We start from the raw sequence: 18,461 nt of genomic DNA on the forward strand, positions 1-18,461 counted from the left end.
GGGTCCTTTCGCGGATCGGGATGAATGCACCCTTACCGTGAGGCGCAGGAATGGCCATTTCTTACGTTGGACCCGTCACACTGTGCTGCGACGCGACCCGAGGAGCGTGCATGGGCCGGGTGGAGTACGACTTCACCACCGTCGGCGGTGGCTCCGCGAAGCGTGCCCCGGTGAATCGGGTGAGCGCCGACACGGAGACCGGATCCCAGCGCTGGAGGCCGGGCACTCGCACTGGACCTGGGATGTGCTCGCTCAGATGCCCGCCGCGCTGAAGATGGTCATCGGTAATCCCCTGTACGACTGGCGCTACGTCTCCGAGCCGGAACCGCACATGGACGCCCGGCGGGTGAACCACGAGCGCGGTCGGCTACTCGGGGGATCGAGTTCCATCAACGGGGTGATTTCCAAGCGGGGAAATCCGAGGGCCCCGGAATGCCGGGTCTCTGACCCGGGCACAGAGTTCTGGGACTGCGCGCGCTGCCTGCCCTTTTCCACGCGCATGGATCCCTGCGTCGCCGAGACCGTCGAGTGGCGGGGCCAGCACGCCGCCCGGGATTTGCGGCAGTCCGCACCGGTCGGGTACGACACTGGGGAGAGGCTCCCGGGCCACTCGCTGGAGACGGGCGAGGACATCCCGGCGTGGTTCGCCCAGGACGCGGAGACGGCCTACCATCCGCCCTGCGCCGCCCGACTGAGCACCGACCAGCTGTCCGTGCCGGACCCGGAGTCCATACGGCTGCACGGGGTCGAGCGGCTGCGAGTGGTGGCCGCGCCCGCCGTGCCCTCCCTCGACAACGCCAACATGTACGCGTCGGTGATGAGGCCGGCCGAGAAGTCCACCGAGCCGAGCCTCGGCAGCACTCCGCTGCCGCCGTTCACCGCCGGCTTCCACCACTACCGCGCACAGGAGGTCTGAGACCTTGTCGGCAGACGGAGACAACGGCCCAAGCGGCGAGAACGCCCCCCGGACGAAGCTGCCGACGGCGGTCACCCACCCCGGCGACGGCATCCGGCTGAAGCCGACCGTCTTCTTCGGAGCGTCCCTGCTGATCCTCGCCGTCTCGGCCTGGGCCATCCTCACGCCGTCCGGCGCCGAGGACGCCCTCGGCGTGGCGGTGGCGAAGATCTCGTCCTGGTTCGGCTGGTACTACTTCCTCGCCGCCACGCTGTATCTCGTCTTCGTGGTGGCTGTGGGCGTGTCCCGGTACGGCGGCATCAAGCTGGGGCCCCAGCAGTCCACGCCGGACTACGGGGTGTTCGCCTGGGCAGCCATGCTGTTCGCCGCCGGGATCGGTATCGACCTGATGTTCTTCTCGGTGGCGGGGCCGGTCACCCACTATCTCGACCCTCCGGAGGGGAAGGCCCAGACCATCGAGGCGGCCCGGCAGGCCGTGGTGTGGACGCTCTTCCACTACGGCGTCACCGGCTGGGCCATGTACGCCCTGATGGGCATGGTTCTCGGCTACTTCGCCTTCCGCTACCGGCTGCCGCTCGCCATCCGGTCCGCGCTCTACCCCATCATCGGCCGGCGCATCCACGGCCGGATCGGCGACACGGTGGACCTCGCCGCCATCATCGGCACGGTCTTCGGTATCTCGGTGTCGCTCGGCATCGGCGTGGTGCAGCTCAACTACGGCCTGAACTATCTCTTCGGGGTGGACGAGGGACTGCCCGCACAGATCGGCCTGATCATCGTGGCCGTGGCGATGGCAACGGTGTCCGCAGTGGCGGGCGTGGACAAAGGCATCCGGCGGCTGTCCCAGCTCAACGTGCTGCTCGCCGTCCTGCTGATGCTCTACATCCTCTTCGTGGACAGCCCCATCCGGCTGCTGAACGCGCTGATCCTCAACATCGGCGACTACGTCAGCCGCTTCCCGTCGATGACGCTCAACACCTTCGCATGGGACCAGCCGACCGACTGGCTCAACTCCTGGACGCTCTTCTTCTGGGCCTGGTGGATCGCCTGGGCGCCGTTCGTCGGACTCTTCCTGGCGCGGATCTCCCGCGGCCGGACCATCCGGCAGTTCGTGGCGGCCACGCTGGTGATCCCGCTGCTGTTCACCCTGATCTTCCTCTCCGTCTTCGGCAACAGCGCGCTGGGCATCATCCGGGACGGCAACTCCCAGTTCGGCCGTACCGCCATGGACGCTCCCGAGCAGGGCTTCTACGGGCTGCTCGCGCAGTACCCCGGAGCGACCTTCAGCGCCGGGCTGGCCACCTTCGTCGGGCTGCTGCTCTATGTCACCTCCGCTGACTCCGGCGCGCTGGTGATGGGCAATCTCAGCTCGCACCTGCCCACCCCGATCACCGACACCACGGCGTGGCTGCGGATCTTCTGGGCCTCGGCGACCGGCCTGCTCACCCTCGCCATGCTGCTCGTCGGCGGTGTGGACGCGCTGACCAACGCCACGATCGTGATGGGCCTGCCGTTCTCCTTCGTGATGTTCCTGATCATCGGGGGCCTCTACAAGGCGCTACGGTTCGAACACATGCGGGAGGCCGCGCAGGTCACCACGATGCCGTCGTCGCTCTCCGGGCGGACCACGCACCACGGTGCGGTCGCCGAGCGGCACTGGCGGCAGCGGCTCGCCCGGGCGATGAGCTTCCCCGGCCGCCGTACCGCCTCGCGGTTCGCGGACGAGGTGGCCCGCCCGGCCCTGGAGGAGGTCGCCGGGGAACTGCAACTCCAGGGTGCCGGGGCCACGGTCGAGGAGGAGCGGGACGAGGAGATCACCCTGCCGAGCCTGGGGCTGCGGGTGCCGATCGGCGAGCAGGAGGAATTCACCTACTGGCTCCGGCCGGTCGAGGTACCGGCCCCCGCCTTCGCCACCCGTACGGTCACCGAGCACGACACCTATGTGCGGTACGAGGTCCATCTGCCGCAGGGCAGCCAGGGCTACAACGTCATGGGGTACAGCCGGGAACAGCTCATCGGGGACATCCTCGACCAGTACGAACGGCACATGGAGTTCCTGCGCCTGCACCGGGAGGCCGCCGCCCGCTCGACCATTCCCGGACACCGCCCCGACACCCCGGAGGCCGAGGCACCCCCGGAGGAGGGGTTCTGAGTCCGCCCTTCCATGGGTGTCCTCGGTGTCGACGTAGAGGCGCAGCAGGTCGGGCTCCGGACAGAGGAACCCGAGCAGTCGTGGGACGGGTTCCGTTTCGGTGAACGGGTGAACGAGCGTGCGCAGCCCGGAGGACGGCTGCGACGTCGTACACGTGAAGAAACACCTCGCTCACACGGAGGGGAATCTCATAGGCCGTCAGGCCGTCCGGGACGTGGGTGCTTTCACCTCCGGTGACGATCCGGGCCGATCCGGGCCGATTCGCCCGGGTCGGGAACAGGGAGCCCCCCGCACACAACTGGTCCCGACGAAGAGCGACTGGATGTAGTGGATCAGCAGCCAGGTGGCTTGTCGTTCAACCGCTGCCGAGGGGTACATGTCCGGGGTGCCAGGGGAGTTGCTCGGTCGATTTGCCTAGGCTGAGCGCATGTGGAGAGAGATCGCCCGCCAAGCGTTCCCTGGGGTTGAGTTCAGCGTGCCTGTCGACGCGGGGAGGGTGGCTGCCGCTGAGCAACGGCTGGGATGTCCGATGCCGTCCGAGTTGGTGAGCTTGCTCCGGGAGACGGACGGCATGGTGGGGCAGGATGGGGTGGACACGGTCTGGCCCTTGCAGCAGATCGTCGAGCAGAATCTTCACTTCTGGTCCGATCGGGCCTTCGCAGATCTGTATATGTCGTTCGACGCGCTGCTCTTCTTCGGCGACAACGGCGGCGGCGATCAGTTCGCCTTCGTCCGTATCCCTTCACGAGCCGACATCTTCGTGTGGGAACACGAGGACGACAGCCGCCGGTGGATTGCCCGCGACTTGCAGGACTACCTCGTCCGGTCTCTGACCGACGGCGGAGATGACTGGTACCGGTAGTCGATCAGATCCGGCGCCGGTTTCAGCAAACTTGTCCACTGCGACCTGGCGCCCGGCGGCCCTACCCGTTCGTCGCCGCGCTGGAGTCGGGCCGGACCTCGTGGTGCCGGACCCTGGACTCGCCGCCGCTGGGTCTGGCAACTGGTGGCCGTCGGCGGCCCGCCCGTTCGCCCCCGGCCCGGAGTCCTTCGGGTCCAGGCTCACAGCGCGAGACGCGACCCCGCGGATGGATTCGTGTCACTCACAGGCAGCATATTGCGCAGCCTTTGGCTTGAATGCCCCTGGACTGCGCAATTCACACCATTAGTGACGTAGACGCAGGCAGCACCAGCACTGCTCAGTCGCCGAACTGTCCAAACCCCTTCCTTGGAGGACGCCATGAACACAATTCGCAGGTCTCTCGGCCTCGCTACGACCGTGCTGGCTCTCACCGCATCGTTGACTGCCACAGCGGTCGCAGCCGAGTCAGCAGCACCTGCGCAGCCGTCGGTCGCTGACGCCTCCGCCGCCAAGGCATCACCCGCCGACGTCAGCCGAGGCAGGTTCTCGACCCGAGCCGCCTGCGAGAGCGCGGGCCAGGCGGGCATCACCGCGGGGGACTGGGAGTCGTACCGGTGCAGTAAAAGGGGCCGGTACACGTGGGTGCTGCTGACCAACCGCTGAGGCGCCCGGTCGCGGAGGCGGAACTGCATTTCGAGAGGGCGCGGTCGAGGCTACCGCTCCGCGTCGTCCTCTTGTGGCGGCGTCCGGTTCGTCTCGTCCACGAGGGTGCCGTCCTGTGCGAGACGGTCGGCGAGTTCGTCCTTGAACAGGAGACGGTGCTCGAGCCCGCGGGTGCGGTAGGCGGTGCGGCCGATGATCTGGCTGGTGATCGGGTGGTGAACAGTTGGAACAGGGCGACGAGCGGCAGCACCAGCGCGTAGTGCAGGGGCATTTGTACGCTCGTTCCGACCAGGATGAGCAGTACGCCGAGGGTCTGGGCCTTTGCGGCGGCGTGCAGGCGGCTCCCGATGTCCGCGAAGCGAAGCAGGCCCAAGGCACCGAGCAGACAGAAGGCCGCGCCGCTCGGCAGCAGCACGGCGGTGATCAGATCGCGTACAGCAGTCACCGCATACCCTCTCTCTTCTCGATCAGGTGAGCAGCCGTCACCGATCCGATGAACGCCAGCAGGGCGAGAACGACGAGCACGGGAACGGCCGTGGTGTCCTTGTTCATCGCTGTCCGCACGGCGGTCCCGGCGATGACCATAGTCACCAGGACATCCAGCGCTGTGACACGGTCGAGCGCGCGCGGACCGCGTACCAGGCGCAGCAGGGTGAGCAGGCCGGCCACTGCCACTCCGGCCAGAGTGGCGACGTACAGGACGGTCATGGCTGCCTGCCTTGGTTCTCGCAGTTCATGATTCCTCTCCCTGGTCGGGGTCCCTCTCCTGAGGGTTGTCGCCAGGTGTTCCGTGAGCGGTTGGGTGCCGATTTGTGTCGTCGGCGTCCGACGTGGTGCCGACCGCACGCGCGACTCGGCGCTCCACGGCCCGCACTGCATCCCTGTGGCGGGTGATGTCCTCCGGACCGCGGACCGGGAGTACGTGGACGTAGAGGCGTCGTCGCCGCCGGTCGATCTCGGCCACCAGCGTGCCGGGGGTCATGGTCGTGAGTTCGGCAACGGCTGTGATCAGCAGGTCGCTGTCGACGCGGAGCTGGACTTCGATGATCGCCGCGGACGTCCTTCTGCCGTGCCGGACGACCTGCCAGGCGACGGTTGTCCCGGATCTGACGAGATCCGCCAGCAGGTGGGCCAGCAGTCGCACGATCGGCAGCGGCCGGGGCACGGCCCCCGGCAGCACCGGAGGCAGGGAGAAGGCCGCGACGACGGCGGTGGCGACGAGCAGCACCGAGATCTCGCCCAGTGTGTCCAGGGCGCGGAAGTCGACGAGGATCGCGTCGACGACGTTGTGGGCGCCTGTCGACGCCGCCCGGCGGATGTATCCGGGCGAGATCGCCGGGTCAGTGCGTGCTGCGGAGGTCGCCAGCGCGAAGCAGGTGACGAGCACCCCGACTGCCCCGGACACCGCGACCCGCAACAGGCGGGCGCGCTTGACCGTCCGGCCGTGGACGAACCGGGCCGGCATGCGCCGGAGCACCAGCACCACGACGACCAGCGTCATCGTCTCCACCAGGAACTGGGTGAGCGCCAGATCCGGGGCGCCCCGCACGAGGAACACGCCCGCACCCCGTAGCCGACAGCCCCGGCCAGCAGCATGCCGGTCAGCCGATGCCGAGCGACCACCACGGCTCCGGCGGCCGTCACCACCGCGACAGCGAGCAGCGGCTCGGCCGGGGACCACCACAGCGGCGGGGACCCCAGCGAAGGTGCCGCGACCGCCAGTGCCGCACCGGGCACCAGGACCACGGTCGCCAGCACCACGGTCAGATAGACGGGCAACGAGCCCACCTGCGTACGACGAGTCACCGCCACCGCCAGCCGGTCCAGGCCCGCGACCGCACGGTCGTACCCGCCCTGCACATCCGGAAGGCGTGGCACGGCGGCCGCGGTGCCAATACGGCGCCGGATCGCATGGCACAGCCCGCCGAGGAGCAGGGACAACGCCGACAGACCGAGAACGGGTGTGAATCCATGCCACAGCGACAGTGCGTAGGGGCCACTGGGCCCCGCTGGACAGCGTTCGGCATAGGCGTTCGCGACAGCCGCCGTACCCGCGTACCCCACGCCGAGCACCAGACCCGCCCCCGCGAGCACGGCCACCGGTGCGACGAACCCCGGCTCCGGACGGCGCGGTGGGTCCGCCACCCGCCCGGGCGGTCCGCCGAAGGCGCCGTGCAGGAACCGTGCCGCGTACGCCACCGTCAGGGCGAAACCGAGCACCAGCACGGCCGCGGCCGGGTGGTTGACGTCTCCCAGCACGGTGCCGTGCAGGAACGCCTCCAGGACGGCTTCCTTGCCCAAGTAGCCCAGGAGCGGCGGCAGACCGGCCATCGAGGCGGTGGCGAGCGCGGCGGCACCGAACAGCACGGGCAGGCGGCGTCCGAGCCCCGACAGCCGCTGAATGTCGCGGGTGCCCGTCTGGTGTTCCACGATCCCGGCGGACAGGAACAGTGCCGCCTTGAACGCGGCGTGCGCGAGCAGCATCACCGCCCCCGCCAGCGCCGCGGTCCGGATACCGATCCCCAGCACAGCAGTCAGCAGGCCGAGTTCACTGACCGTGCCATAGGCCAGCAGCAGCTTCAGATCGGTCACGCGCAGCGCCCGCCATGCCGCCAGCACCATGGTGGCCAGGCCCACTCCGAGCACCATCGGCCGCCAGGGGCCGACCTCGGCCAGTGCGGGCGCCAACCGGGCCACAAGATAGACCCCCGCCTTGACCATCGCTGCCGCGTGCAGATACGCGCTCACCGGGGTGGGGGCCACCATCGCCGCAGGCAGCCAGCCGTGCAGCGGCATCTGCGCGGACTTGGCGAACGCCCCGACCAGAACGAGTACCGCCGCCGCCGGCACCAGCCCGCCCCGGGGCGGATCGGAGAGGATCGCCGAGAGGCGGTAGGTGCCTGCCTCTTGGCCGAGTACGACAAAACCCAGCAGCATGACCAGACCGCCGGCCGCGGTCACCAGCAGGGCCTGCCGAGCTGCGCGCCGCTGCTCCGCGGTCTCGCCCCTTCCCGCGATCAGCAGGAAGGACGCGACCGTGGTCAGTTCCCAGAAGACGTACAGCACGAAAAGGTTGTCGGCGAGCACCAGACCCGACATCGCTCCGGCGAAGGCCAGGAGCAGGGCAGCCAGTCGACCGGCGTCCCGCTCGACGTAGTACCGGCAGTACAACAGCACAAGGGCGCCGACACCGGCCACGAACCACAGCATCAGCAGCGACAGCGCGTCCAGCCGCAGAGCAATCGTCAACCCGAGACGGGGAGCCCACGACAGTGACTCCTGGTACGCGCCGCCGTCCAGGACCCGCCCCGCCGACGCGCTCGCCCAGGCCACCGTCGCCAGCGGCAGCACGGCCCCACGAGCCACACCGTGCGGCCGAGCCGCCGCTCCCACCAGGGAATCGCTGCCGCGATCCCCGCGTGGGCAGCGAGCAGGACCAGCACAGCAGCACCAACTCCTCCACGGCGCCCCACACCGCCGACGACGCGGCCTGACCCCTGCGCGGGCCTCGTTGGGACATCTGGTTTCGACGGTGCTGGGTGCCCCTGTGCAGCAGGTGCCAATTCCCTGACAGGGCACCGCCGCGCCGGACGCGGAATGGGAGGCACAGAGCCCGGCCGAAGACGGCACAGAGGGCACCACCTCTAAGGCCCCTCATCCCCGGTCCTAAGGACCCCCTGCGCGGCAAGATGCGCAGGTCTCCCGATGTGGCGCCCCCACCTTGGACACGACGCTGGAAGCACAGCAAGAGACCAGTTCGTCCCCAAGGAGACGTCATGATGCACCACGAGCTCCAGGCCGCTCGCCAGGCCGCCTTCCTCACCCGGGCCGCGCAGCGCCGCCTGGTCCGCGAAGCGGAGCGCGCCGCCAAGGCAGCCCGCAGCGGCGTCGGCTCCGACAAGGCCCTCGGCTCCGACGACGCTCTCGGTGCCGACGACGCCGTCGCTGCCGACAGCCGCACGCACCGCTTCCGCGCCGCGTGACGGAGCAAGGCCGTCGCATCACCGGGCACGGGCACCCGGCTGCGACGGTCCCCGCCGACTCCGAATCCGCTGTCCTGCACCTCGTACGGCATGCGATGCTCAGCACCGTGCACAGCAGTCATATAAGCCCCGTGTTCGTAGGCCGCAGCGCCGAGCTGACCGCCCTCGGCGAGGCGCTGTCCCGGGCGGACGAGGGGGAGCCCCGCGCCGTGTTCCTGGGGGGCGAGGCCGGCGTCGGCAAGACGCGGCTGATGCAGGAGTTCCTCGGCCGGGCCGCCGCCGGCGGGGCCGTCGTCGCCCTCGGCGGCTGCGTCGAGACCGGTGGCGACGCCCTGCCGTACCACCCTGTCTCGGCCGCCCTGCGCTCCCTGCACCGTCAGCTCGGCGCGGAGCTGCTCGCCGCCATCGAGGGCCAGGAGGGCGAGCTCGCCCGGCTGCTGCCCGAGCTCGGCGAGATGGACCGGGGACGGCCTGAGGCCGACGGCCGTTCCCGCCTCTTCGAGCTCACCGCCCGCCTCCTCGAACGCCTCGCGGCGGAGCGGACCCTCGTCCTGGCCCTGGAGGACCTGCACTGGGCCGACCGCTCCACCCGCGAGCTGCTCAGCTACCTGCTGCGCGCCCTCACCGACAGCCGCCTGCTCATCGTCGCCACCTACCGCGCCGACGACCTGCACCGCCGCCACCCGCTGCGCCCCGCCCTCGCCGAGTACGAGAGGCTGCGTACCGTCACCCGGCTCGAACTGCCCCGCTTCGACCGCGCCGAGGTCGGCCGCCAGCTCGCCGCCATCCGGGGCGAGGCCCCGCCCGAGGTGATGCTGGACCGGGTCTTCGAGCGCTCCGAGGGCAACGCGTTCTTCGTCGAGGAGCTGGCCTGCAGCATCCTGGACGGCTCCCCAGGCGGTCTCAGCGACTCCCTGCGTGATCTTTTGCTGGTCAGGGTCGAGGCGCTCCCGGACGAGGTGCAACGTGTGGTGCGGATTGCCGCCCAGGGCGGCTCCCAGGTGGAGTTCCGGCTGCTGACCACCGTCACGGGCCTCGCCGAGGGCGAGCTGATCGAGGCCCTGCGTACCGCTGTGGGAGCCGCCGTCCTGCAGCCCGCGGAAGAGGGCGAGTCGTTCCGCTTCCGGCACGCGCTGATGCGCGAGGCCGTGGTCGGCGACCTGCTGCCCGGCGAGCGCTCGCGGCTCAGCCGCCGCTACGCCGAGGTATTGGAGGCCGACCCCGCGCTCGTACGGTCCGAGGAGCGGGCCGGGCGGCTGGCCGGCTACTGGTTCGACGCCCGCGACCCCGCCAAAGCGCTGCCCGCCCTGATCGCTGCGGCGGCCGCCGCCCGCGGCCGGCACGCGTTCGCCGAGCAGCACCATCTGCTGGAACGGGCACTTGAGCTGTGGGAGGACACCCCTGAGGAACTGCGCCGCCAGGCGATGCGGCAAGCCGTGAAAGACGGCTTGTGCCCGGCCATCTCCCCGGACGCGTCGGGGGGCTTCGTCGACCTGCTCGCCGCACTCGCCGTCGCCGCGCGCCTCACGGGAGAGCGGGAGCGGGCGCTCGCCCTCTGCAAGCGGGCGCTGCACACGCTGGAGGGCGACTCCTCGACCAGCTCCCGGGAAGGCCTCGGCTCCGTGGAGGCAGAGGATGCCCCCTTGGGCAGGGGAGACCCCATCCGCGCTGCCTGGTTCTGGACCGAGCGCTACCAGCTGATGCGCGACCTGTCCCGCTCCGACGGCTGGGACGAGATCGCCCACGCCCAGAAGCTGGTGAAGGGCTTGCCGCCGTCCGTCGTACACGCCGATGTGCTGACCCACGCGGCCTACTGGTACGCCGTGCACCAGCCGGGGCCGACGGCGGTCGAGACCGCGAAAGAGGCGGTGGAGCTGTGCCGGATGACGGGGGCCGAGACCACCGGCCTCGTCGCGCGCCACACCCTGGCCTGGCTCACCATCGACTCGGGCGACGTCGAGGGCGGGCTCGCGCAGGCCCGCGCGGTGTGCGCGCGGGACCCGGAGCCGGGCAACGCCAACGTCCTGCTGCGCGGCTACGGCAACCTGTCCACGGCGCTGCACGGGCTCGGCCGCTACACCGAGGCCGTCGAGGTCGCCGAGAAGGGCAGCGGGCTTGCCGACCGGCACGGGCTGCCGGACACCGCCTCCTTCATCGACGCCAACCTCGCCGAGTCCCTCATCCAGCTCGGCCGCCTGGCGGACGCCGACGACATACTCGAACGGGCCGGAGGCCGCCGTGGGGTGAGCCTCCGCATCCAGGGACAGATCGCCGAACAGAGGGCCGAGCTGGCCTTGGCCCGTGGCGCCTACGACGAAGCCCGCCGCTGGCTGAAGGAGTCCGACCACGGGACCACCGGCCCCTACCCGGAGCCGCAGCACACCCTGGCCATGGCCAGGGTCGCCATCGCGCTGGCGGCAGCTGACGGCCGGATCCTCGACGTCCGCTCCCTGCTCGACGCGGCGGTCGGCGAAGCCGTCCCGCCCGGCCACCAGCGTTACGTCTGGCCACTGTTGTACGAGGCAGCAGCGGCGGAGGCCCGTGCCCGCGGGCTGGCGGTGGCCGAACCAGGGCGCGAGGCAGCGGTGGAGCTGGTACGCAAGGCGATGAAGGGCCAGCCCAAGTTCGTACCGATGTGGGCCACGCAGGCCCTGATGACCGAGACCGAGCTGCTCACCGCCGAGGGCCGGGACACCACCGACCACTGGAGGCAGGCCGTTGCCGCAGCCGAGCAGCTGGAGGCCCCGCCGCTGCTCGCCACCGCCCGGCTGCGCCTCGCGGAGGTCCTGATCGCCCATGGCGGCCCCGGGGCCCGCCGAGCAGCCGGTGAGCTGCTGCGGCAGGCTGAGGCGGTGGCGCGTGAACTGGGGGCGGCGCCGCTCGAGACGGAGATCGCCTCGCTGGCCGGCCGGGCGCGGATCCCACTGCAGCAGAACGGCGGGGAGGCGGACCCGCCCCCGGCGCCGACGACGGATCTCGGGCTGACCGCCCGGGAGCGGGATGTGCTGCGGCTGGTCGCCGCCGGGCGGAGCAACCGGCAGATCGCGGAGGAGCTGTTCATCTCGCCGAAGACCGCGAGTGTGCACGTCTCCAACATCCTCGCCAAACTGGGCGCCTCAGGCCGAGGAGAGGCCGCGGCCATCGCGCACCGGCTCGGGGTCTTCGACGAGTGACGCTCCGCCTGAGGCTCACCTCGGCCTGCGGGCGCCGATTACTCGTGCGGGTCCTGGGCGGGGCTCCGGGTGACCACCTTGATGTTGAAGGTGTGGGAGCCGAGCCCGTTGGCGATGCCCATGAAGAGGAGGGCAAAGTGTTCCTGGCCACGTGCGGTCGTAATGCCGCCGATGTCCAGTTGGGAAGAGACAGGCCAGCCGAGGTCGGTGAGCAGGCGTCCGGTCGTTGCCTTGGCTTGGACGTCGTTGCCGGAGAGGAAGACGGTGCTGGGGCCGTCCAGTGTGTGGGGGGCGGTCATGGCGGTGGAGTCCATGGTGCACAGCGTTTTGACCACGGGAGTGTGAGGGAAGGCCTCCTGGATCTGCTCGGCGAGGCTGCTGTTGGGGTGCGCGAGTTCGGTGTAGTCGTCCGAGAGGCCGATCCCGATGTCGATCAGCGGGGTGCCGGACAGCGCAGGCGCTCCGATCGAGTGCAGCAAGTCCAGGGTGGCGGTTCCCGGGGTGGCATTGACCAGTACCTCGGCGTGGGCGGCTGCTTCGTTCAGAGCCGCTACGGGAAGGTCGAGGTCCGTCCGTTCGCCGGGGCGGCGTGAGCCCAGCAGCACGTCGTGTCCTGCGGTACGCCAGCCGTGGGCCAGTGCTCGGGCGACGTTGCCGGAACCGAGTATTCCTATGCGCATGGTGTGGGGCGCCTTTCTTGTTTGCCGGTGAATCGGGGTCTGCGGGTGGGGCGTTGGAGGTGCTGAACCTGCGGCAGGGGAGGGTTGCCGAGCGGTCAGGCCGCCTTGCTCCCGCGGCGCGGTGCGGGGGCGATCTCGACGGCTCGGCGGGCCTGGAACTCGACGGCGGCGAGGTTGGCCCACTCCAGGTCGGCCGGGGTCGCCCCGGGGATGGGGGCGGTGGCGGCGGCGTGCCGGGCCCAGGCGGGGCCGGCTTCGATGGCCGCGGCGGGCGCCAGCTCGGCGACCTTCAGCAGCCGGACCTCGTCCGGGCCGGCCTTCTCGGCGGCCTGAGCGGCCGCCCTCGCCATGGTGTGGACGTTGCCGGTGGAGGAGTAGTGGACAACCGCGACGTTGGTCATGAGGTTCCTCGCTCTTCGTGCCGGATGGGCTGTGTGCCGTGCGGGTCGCCGGGGGAGCGTAGGCGTCGGCTGCACCGGGGATGCGGAGCTCGCGGGCAGCGTGGAGCGGCGACGCCCCTTTTAGGTGAGAGGCGATTAAGTGAGTGCTAAGCTACCACTCGTTGCGCGAGTGTCAACTAAATGAGCGCTCATCTATCTGATGTGGGAGGACTCATGGCGGATGCGGCGGCTGCGGGCGACGCGGTGGAAGCGGTGCTGGAGGAGTGGCGTCGGGAGTGCCCCGGCCTCGACTTCTCGCCAATCGGCGTCGTCGGCCGGATCATGCGGCTGTCTCGGCTGTGGGACAAAGCGATCAAGGACTTCCTCGCCGAACACGACCTGGAACCGGGCGAGTTCGACATCCTGTCCACGCTGCGGCGCTCCGGCGAACCGTATGAGCTGACCGCGAAGACGTTCCTCAAGTCCTCCCTCGTCACCACCGGAGCGATCACCCTGCGCGTCGACCGTATGGCCGCAAAGGACTTGGTCACCCGCGTCCCCGACACCGCCGACCGCCGTTCCGTCAGGATCCGCCTCACCCCGCACGGGCTGGAGACCATCGACCGGGTGCTCCCCCTCCACCTGGCCAACGAGGACCGCCTCCTCCACGGCCTGGGCGTCGACGAGCGCCGGCACCTCGCCGCCACACTCGCCACAGTGCTGGAATCCCACGGCGACACCCCCGCCGGTACAGCCCGCTGAGGGAGACCGGGTTTACGCATCGGAGCCGGGACCGTTCGGAAAGAGATCCAGTCCATCGGGCGTTTCGGCCGCTGCCGCTGGGTGGCGCGCCGGGCGGTCAAATTCCGTCGACGTCCGATCGGGTCCCGCTCTCGTGCCACTTGAGTGCGGCGGCGACGAAGGAGGCGACCAGCGGCCGGTGGTCCTGCTCGGTCCAGGCGAGTACCACGCGACTTGGTGGGGCATCGGTCACCGGGACGCGGACCAGGCCGGCCGGTACGGGCTCGACCAGTGAGCGGGGCAGCACCCCGACCATCCGGCCCACTGTGACCATCTGGAGCATCTGGACCACGTCGGCGACCTCGGGCCCGGTGCCGTCGTCCCCAGGGACGCCTTTCCAGCGTGGCAGCGTCTCGCCTTCCAGATCGGACATGCGCACTGCTGCGCACCCGGCCAGCCGGTGTCCCGCCGGGAGGATCGCCACGCGGTCCTCGGTGTGCAGTGTCTCGTGGGCCAGGCCGTCGAGGTCGTCGAACGGTGCGTAGAGCAGCCCGACGTCGGCCCGGCCGTCGTGCAGGAAGTCGGCGCGGTCGGCCGGTCCGCTGAAGAGGATGTCCACCTGCCGGGCGTCGGGCCGGCACGCGTACGCGGCCAGCAGCCCGGAGAGCAGACCTGCGTCGCCGCCGGGTTTGAGCACCAGCCGCAGGTGGGCCCGGATGTCGCCGGCGCGCTGCGCGTGCCGGACGGCGGCGCCGACCGCGTCGAGCGCGTAGCGGCCGTGTTCCCGCAATGCCTTCCCGGCCGGGGTGAGTTCTACTTGCCGACTGGAGCGGAGGAAGAGCGGGACACCGAGCCGGGACTCGATCCGTCGGATGGCCTTCGACAGCGCGGGCTGGGCGATCGAGAGCCGGACAGCGGCCCGGCCGAAATGCAGCTCATCGGCGAGTGCGAGGAAGTACTCGAGCTCGCGCGTCTCCAGTTCGACCATTCCCTCAGGTTATCGCTGGATGACAAACCGGTCTTGGACGCGAGTCCAGGTCAGAGCCAAGAATGGCTGCATGATCAACCACACGATGATTGTCTCCTTCGATCAGCCGCTGCCCGACACCGAACTCGACCAGTACCTCACGGATATCGAACAGACCATGCTCGACTCCGGTGCCGTGCACTCGGTCACCACCCGGCGCCACATTTCCGTCCCCGGCGAGGACGCCATTCCCGCCCTGATCGCCACCGCGATCGTGCAGGTGGCAGTCGCCGACATCGACGCTCTCGCGAAGGCGTTCTCCGCACCGGGCGTGCACGAGGTCATCCGCCGCTGGCAGTCCCGGCACCCGTACAAGGTCGCCTGGGCCAACCACGAGGCGCTGGCATGAGCTGCCCTCCTGCTCCGCCGCCCGGGCGGCGAAGCAGGAGCAGTAGTCGGGACGAGGAGCGCCCGGAAGCGGGGACGGCCCGCCAGGAGGGGCGGACCGTCTCCGGCCGGACACGGCCCAACGGTTGACCGTGTACGCGGCTCAGAAGCGGGCGGTGAACGTCACATGCTTACCGTCCGCGCCATCGCGCTGGAACGAACCCTTCATGGCCCAGTTGATCCAGCCGCCGTCACCCTTGTTCGTGAACTCGCCGTCCTTGAACACCCAGATGCCGAAGGTGACACCGTCGTAGGTGGCGGAACCGTAGGTCTGCACGCCGTTGAGGTTCTCCTCGTAGTCCTGGTTGAGGTTGTGCACCACGACGTTGTACTTCTCTCCGCCGGCGTAGTACGCCGACTCCATCAGGTTCTTGACGAAGGCGTCACGGTTGGCGGAGGTCTTGATCGACGACTCGATCTTGTTGGCGATACCGAGCACATCGACGTTGAGGTTCAGATTCGCGTTGGCGCCGGCGCTGACCGGCGAGTCGCCGGCCGCCGACGGAGCGACGGCCGGCGCGGCTGTCGCCGTCGCCGGGAAGGCGGCGGCACCTGCCGCGGTGAGCGCGCCGCACAGGGCCACAGCTGCCAGGCTCTTCTTCAGGACACCCGGTGTGGACATGGCTTCCTCCAAGAGTGGGGAACGTCAACTCCGAACCCGACGGGAACGGAGGTGCCGGAGCGACGGGAGGGGCCCGTCGTGAGCGGCACAGAACGAGAATCCGCCGCGCCTCTCATGATCGGCTCACATCAAGCTCACGCTGACCGCCGCCCCTTGTCGTGCCGCGAATCAGCCCCCCCAGCCAAGTCCACATGGTGAGAGCGGGTGCCAGCTTCGCAACGCTCAGCCTCCTTCTCCCGGTCCTACCTGTGGGGAGAGCGCCGATAGCGCCCTGTTCGCCAGTACGCACCGGAGGGATGATGGTTCATTTGCGACTGCTGGGACCCGTGGAGATCGAGACCGACGACGGCCGGTCGTTGCCGCTCGGTTCGGGCCGCATCCGCACGGTGGCCGCGGCGCTGATGAGCGAGGTCAACCAGCCGATCCCGATGAACCGGCTGATCGACCTGGCTTGGGAATCGGAGCCGCCGGCCCGGGCACGCGGTGTGGTCCCCAACCACGTGCACCGGCTGCGCCGACTGTTGGCCGGGCACGCCGAAATCGCCACGCGCGGGCAGGGCTACGCCTTGGTCGCCGACCCGTGCGCGGTGGACGCCCACCGCTTCCACCGGCTGGTCGTCGAAGCCCGGAAGACCGAGCCGCCCGAGGCCGCCACGCTGCTGCGCCAGGCGCTGGACCTGTGGCGAGGTGAGGCGCTGGCGGACGTGCCCGGCGAGCGGGCGCGCCGGACGCTGGGCACCGGCCTCTCCCAGGCACGGCTCGCCGCGCGCCAGAAGCTCGGCGAAGAGCTGCTGCTGCTCGGCCGGTACGGGGAACTGGTCACGGAGGCGACCGCCTGGATCATCGAGCACCCGCTGCATGAAGAACTCACCGCGTTGCTGATGCGGGCTCTCCAGGCGAGCGGTCGGCAGGCCGAGGCCCTCGACCACTACCACCGGGCCCGTCGGCACCTCAGCGAAGAGCTGGGCATCGATCCCGGGCCGGCGCTCAGCCAGGCGTATCTCGCGGTTCTCAGCGGGGACCGCGGCGCCACACCGCGCGTCCCTGCCCGCCCGTCGGCCACCGGACCGCGAACCGCGCCGGGCGGGAATTCGGCCACGGCGTCCGACCGCGGTAGCCGGACTGCGCCGCCGCCTGGGGTCGACCAACTGCCACCCGCCCTCGGGGATTTCTGCGGGAGGGCACAGGAACTCGCGGCGCTTGACCGGCATCTGGACCGGGAGCCCAGACCGGCATGTGTGGTACTCGCGGGCGGGGGAGGAGTCGGCAAGACCACGCTGGCGGTTCAGTGGGCGCACCAGCTCAAGGAGAAGTTTCCTGACGGGCAGCTCTTCGCCGACCTGCGAGGATTCGGGCGCTCCCCGAGGTCGGCCGGCACCGTACTGTCGGAATTCCTGTCGGCCCTCGGCGTCCCGGAGCGGAAGGTCCCCGATTCCGTGCAGGAGCGCGCGGCCCTCTACCGTGCGCAGCTCGCCGGCCGGCGGATGCTGGTCCTGCTGGACAACGCCGGGACGGCCGACCAGACCCGCCCCCTGCTGCCGGCAACGCCGGGCTCTCTGGCCGTGGTGACCAGCCGACGGAGGCTGAGCGGACTGATAGTGCGTGACGGAGCGACGCTGGTCACGGTGGGGGCGCTCACCTCCGGCGACGCCCTGCAGCTGCTGGGCAACGCGCTCGGACGGCAGCGCATCGAAGCGGAGCGGGAGCCGGCGCTGGCACTGGTCGAGCAATGCGACCACCTGCCGCTGGCGCTGCGGATCGCCGCAGCCCGGCTGATGGCCCACCCCGAATGGCCACTGGCGTGTTGGACACAGAGGTTGGCCGACGAGCGCCACCGGCTGCATGAGCTGTCCACGCATGACGGCGATCTGGCTGTGGAGGCCAACCTCTACCTCAGCTACCGCGTGCTGTCCAGCGGTGCCGCCCGGCTCTTCCGCATCCTCGGACTGCACCCCGGCCCCTGTGTGGGGGTACGTCACGCCGCGGCCCTGGCCGGGCGGGATGTCGAGTTCACCCGCGGTCATCTTGCCGAGCTGTGCGACGCCCATCTCCTGCAAGAACAGGCCGAAGGGCACTACGTCCGGTCCGAGCTCGTACGTCTCTACGCGGCGCGGCTGGGCGCTGCGGAGGAGCCGCGGTCCGAGCAGGACCTTGCCGTACAGCGGCTGCTCAGCTACCTCGTGCAGCCCGGACCGGAGCACGGCTGATCGGGGATTCGGTGTCCGGCATCCGTGGATCGCGCCCCGCCCCACGGCCGGTGGGCCACTGTCGGGTCCGGTCGGAGGGGGTGACAAGATGGGGCGAATGACGCCGAATCGTGAGGGCCGTTCGAATTCCCCGATCTCTGAGGCCGAGCCTTGGTTCGACCTGGGTCCTGCCCATGCTGACCTTCTTGCCGCGAAGAGACTGGTTTACGACCCGAACGGCTTCGCATGCTCGCAGCCGGTGGCCGAAGCTGAAGGCGCCGAGTACGGGGCCCATGAACTGACAGTGGACGGTCTGTCGGTGCGGTTCCGTGCGGCCAAGACCACCCCCACCAAGGTCGGCCAGTTCGTCACCGTGTGGAAGAGATCAGCGCAGGGGCCGATCCAGCCGTTCGACGTCGGCGATCCCCTCGACCTCATCGTCGTCAGCTGCCGTGACGGTCACCACTTCGGACAGTTCGTCTTTCCGCGTGACGTACTGGGCGAACGGGGCATCCTCTCGCAAGGTGGTGTCGGCGGGAAGCGCGCTTTCCGTGTCTATCCGCCCTGGGTGACCACGACCGCCCGCCAGGCCCGCAGCACACAGGCCTGGCAGGTCGACTACTTCCTGCACCTTCCTGAAGACCACCCCGTCGATTCCGCCCGTGCGCGGGCGCTCTACCACCCCTGAA

The 18,461-nt window shown here is 70.1% G+C and carries 17 protein-coding genes and 1 pseudogene; 10 read left to right on the forward strand and 8 right to left on the reverse strand.

The window, feature by feature from the left end; translation table 11 throughout:
- Window positions 1-499 precede the first annotated feature (499 nt).
- The 4 genes from HC362_RS35115 to HC362_RS32595 all read left to right on the forward strand — a co-directional run bounded on the left by HC362_RS35115 (window position 500) and on the right by HC362_RS32595 (window position 4,593).
- Window positions 500-916, forward strand: a complete 417-nt coding sequence (locus HC362_RS35115) for a GMC oxidoreductase (protein WP_347568516.1) — start codon at window positions 500-502, stop codon at window positions 914-916.
- 4 nt (window positions 917-920) lie between these two features.
- On the forward strand, window positions 921-3,068 hold the full coding sequence (gene betT, locus HC362_RS32585; protein WP_279240162.1) for a choline BCCT transporter BetT: 2,148 nt from the start codon (window positions 921-923) through the stop codon (window positions 3,066-3,068).
- A gap of 427 nt (window positions 3,069-3,495) precedes the next feature.
- On the forward strand, window positions 3,496-3,930 hold the full coding sequence (locus tag HC362_RS32590; protein ID WP_243087945.1) for an SMI1/KNR4 family protein: 435 nt from the start codon (window positions 3,496-3,498) through the stop codon (window positions 3,928-3,930).
- Window positions 3,931-4,308: 378 nt separating this feature from the next.
- Window positions 4,309-4,593: a hypothetical protein gene (locus tag HC362_RS32595; RefSeq protein ID WP_243088956.1), complete on the forward strand. Its 285-nt coding sequence runs from the start codon at window positions 4,309-4,311 to the stop codon at window positions 4,591-4,593.
- Here the strand turns inward: HC362_RS32595 and HC362_RS32600 are convergent.
- Genes HC362_RS32600 through HC362_RS32615 form a run of 4 tightly spaced genes read right to left on the reverse strand, consistent with a single transcriptional unit; the run spans window position 4,517 to window position 7,959 of the window.
- Entirely contained in the window at window positions 4,517-5,038 is a 522-nt protein-coding gene (locus HC362_RS32600; protein ID WP_347568517.1) for a monovalent cation/H(+) antiporter subunit G, read from the reverse strand. The genes HC362_RS32595 and HC362_RS32600 overlap by 77 nt on opposite strands.
- The gene (locus HC362_RS32605) at window positions 5,035-5,301 is read right to left on the reverse strand and encodes a monovalent cation/H+ antiporter complex subunit F (RefSeq protein WP_243087946.1); all 267 of its coding nucleotides are present in this window, start codon (window positions 5,299-5,301) and stop codon (window positions 5,035-5,037) included. Before HC362_RS32605 ends, HC362_RS32600 begins: the two co-directional genes overlap by 4 nt.
- Window positions 5,302-5,326: 25 nt before the next feature.
- Complete coding sequence (mbhE, locus tag HC362_RS32610; protein ID WP_243087947.1) at window positions 5,327-6,151, reverse strand: hydrogen gas-evolving membrane-bound hydrogenase subunit E; 825 nt, start codon at window positions 6,149-6,151, stop codon at window positions 5,327-5,329.
- Complete coding sequence (locus HC362_RS32615) at window positions 6,091-7,959, reverse strand: proton-conducting transporter membrane subunit (protein ID WP_243087948.1); 1,869 nt, start codon at window positions 7,957-7,959, stop codon at window positions 6,091-6,093. The genes mbhE and HC362_RS32615 overlap by 61 nt, the downstream gene beginning before the upstream one ends.
- Before the next feature lie 410 nt (window positions 7,960-8,369).
- Between HC362_RS32615 and HC362_RS32620 the strand changes: the two genes are divergently transcribed.
- On the forward strand, window positions 8,370-8,576 hold the full coding sequence (locus HC362_RS32620; protein WP_243087949.1) for a hypothetical protein: 207 nt from the start codon (window positions 8,370-8,372) through the stop codon (window positions 8,574-8,576).
- The gene (locus HC362_RS32625; RefSeq protein ID WP_347568518.1) at window positions 8,573-11,749 is read left to right on the forward strand and encodes an AAA family ATPase; all 3,177 of its coding nucleotides are present in this window, start codon (window positions 8,573-8,575) and stop codon (window positions 11,747-11,749) included. Before HC362_RS32620 ends, HC362_RS32625 begins: the two co-directional genes overlap by 4 nt.
- 38 nt (window positions 11,750-11,787) lie before the next feature.
- Here the strand turns inward: HC362_RS32625 and HC362_RS32630 are convergent, their stop codons facing one another.
- Both HC362_RS32630 and HC362_RS32635 read right to left on the reverse strand, forming a co-directional pair.
- Window positions 11,788-12,429 (reverse strand): NAD(P)-binding domain-containing protein, encoded by a 642-nt coding sequence (locus tag HC362_RS32630; RefSeq protein WP_243087950.1) that lies wholly within the window; start codon window positions 12,427-12,429, stop codon window positions 11,788-11,790.
- Window positions 12,430-12,602: 173 nt separating this feature from the next.
- Window positions 12,603-12,830 (reverse strand): annotated as a pseudogene (locus tag HC362_RS32635) (NAD(P)H dehydrogenase); the annotation flags it as partial.
- Between the two features lie 213 nt (window positions 12,831-13,043).
- Between HC362_RS32635 and HC362_RS32640 the strand changes: the two are divergent.
- A complete protein-coding gene (locus HC362_RS32640) occupies window positions 13,044-13,571 on the forward strand; it encodes a MarR family transcriptional regulator (protein ID WP_243087951.1) in 528 nt (175 codons plus the stop codon).
- Between the two features lie 97 nt (window positions 13,572-13,668).
- Here the strand turns inward: HC362_RS32640 and HC362_RS32645 are convergent, their stop codons facing one another.
- On the reverse strand, window positions 13,669-14,538 hold the full coding sequence (locus tag HC362_RS32645; RefSeq protein ID WP_243087952.1) for a LysR family transcriptional regulator: 870 nt from the start codon (window positions 14,536-14,538) through the stop codon (window positions 13,669-13,671).
- A 70-nt stretch (window positions 14,539-14,608) separates the two neighbouring features.
- On the opposite strand from HC362_RS32645, the gene HC362_RS32650 reads away from it, so the two are divergent.
- Window positions 14,609-14,926: a hypothetical protein gene (locus tag HC362_RS32650; protein WP_243087953.1), complete on the forward strand. Its 318-nt coding sequence runs from the start codon at window positions 14,609-14,611 to the stop codon at window positions 14,924-14,926.
- Between the two features lie 141 nt (window positions 14,927-15,067).
- On the opposite strand, the gene HC362_RS32655 is transcribed toward HC362_RS32650, so the two are convergent.
- Entirely contained in the window at window positions 15,068-15,586 is a 519-nt protein-coding gene (locus tag HC362_RS32655; protein ID WP_243087954.1) for a stress protein, read from the reverse strand.
- A 296-nt stretch (window positions 15,587-15,882) separates the two neighbouring features.
- Between HC362_RS32655 and HC362_RS32660 the strand changes: the two genes are divergently transcribed.
- Together HC362_RS32660 and HC362_RS32665 are read left to right on the forward strand one after the other, a co-directional pair.
- Entirely contained in the window at window positions 15,883-17,793 is a 1,911-nt protein-coding gene (locus HC362_RS32660) for an AfsR/SARP family transcriptional regulator (protein WP_243087955.1), read from the forward strand.
- Window positions 17,794-18,031: 238 nt separating this feature from the next.
- On the forward strand, window positions 18,032-18,460 hold the full coding sequence (locus tag HC362_RS32665) for a MepB family protein (protein ID WP_243087956.1): 429 nt from the start codon (window positions 18,032-18,034) through the stop codon (window positions 18,458-18,460).
- Window position 18,461: the final 1 nt, after the last annotated feature.

The organism is Streptomyces sp. 891-h (assembly GCF_022760275.1).
Classification (GTDB): Bacteria; Actinomycetota; Actinomycetes; order Streptomycetales; family Streptomycetaceae; genus Streptomyces; species Streptomyces spirodelae.

Bases quoted from the DNA above. Each gene is read 5' to 3' on its own strand.
- HC362_RS32620 (WP_243087949.1), top strand. From the start codon at position 8,370: ATGATGCACCACGAGCTCCAGGCCGCTCGCCAGGCCGCCTTCCTCACC.
- HC362_RS32660 (WP_243087955.1), top strand. From the start codon at position 15,883: ATGATGGTTCATTTGCGACTGCTGGGACCCGTGGAGATCGAGACCGAC.
- HC362_RS32645 (WP_243087952.1), bottom strand. From the start codon at position 14,538: ATGGTCGAACTGGAGACGCGCGAGCTCGAGTACTTCCTCGCACTCGCC.
- HC362_RS32630 (WP_243087950.1), bottom strand. From the start codon at position 12,429: ATGCGCATAGGAATACTCGGTTCCGGCAACGTCGCCCGAGCACTGGCC.
- HC362_RS32640 (WP_243087951.1), top strand. From the start codon at position 13,044: ATGGCGGATGCGGCGGCTGCGGGCGACGCGGTGGAAGCGGTGCTGGAG.
- HC362_RS32655 (WP_243087954.1), bottom strand. From the start codon at position 15,586: ATGTCCACACCGGGTGTCCTGAAGAAGAGCCTGGCAGCTGTGGCCCTG.
- HC362_RS32590 (WP_243087945.1), top strand. From the start codon at position 3,496: ATGTGGAGAGAGATCGCCCGCCAAGCGTTCCCTGGGGTTGAGTTCAGC.
- HC362_RS32595 (WP_243088956.1), top strand. From the start codon at position 4,309: ATGAACACAATTCGCAGGTCTCTCGGCCTCGCTACGACCGTGCTGGCT.
- HC362_RS32650 (WP_243087953.1), top strand. From the start codon at position 14,609: ATGATCAACCACACGATGATTGTCTCCTTCGATCAGCCGCTGCCCGAC.
- HC362_RS35115 (WP_347568516.1), top strand. From the start codon at position 500: ATGGATCCCTGCGTCGCCGAGACCGTCGAGTGGCGGGGCCAGCACGCC.
- HC362_RS32605 (WP_243087946.1), bottom strand. From the start codon at position 5,301: ATGACCGTCCTGTACGTCGCCACTCTGGCCGGAGTGGCAGTGGCCGGC.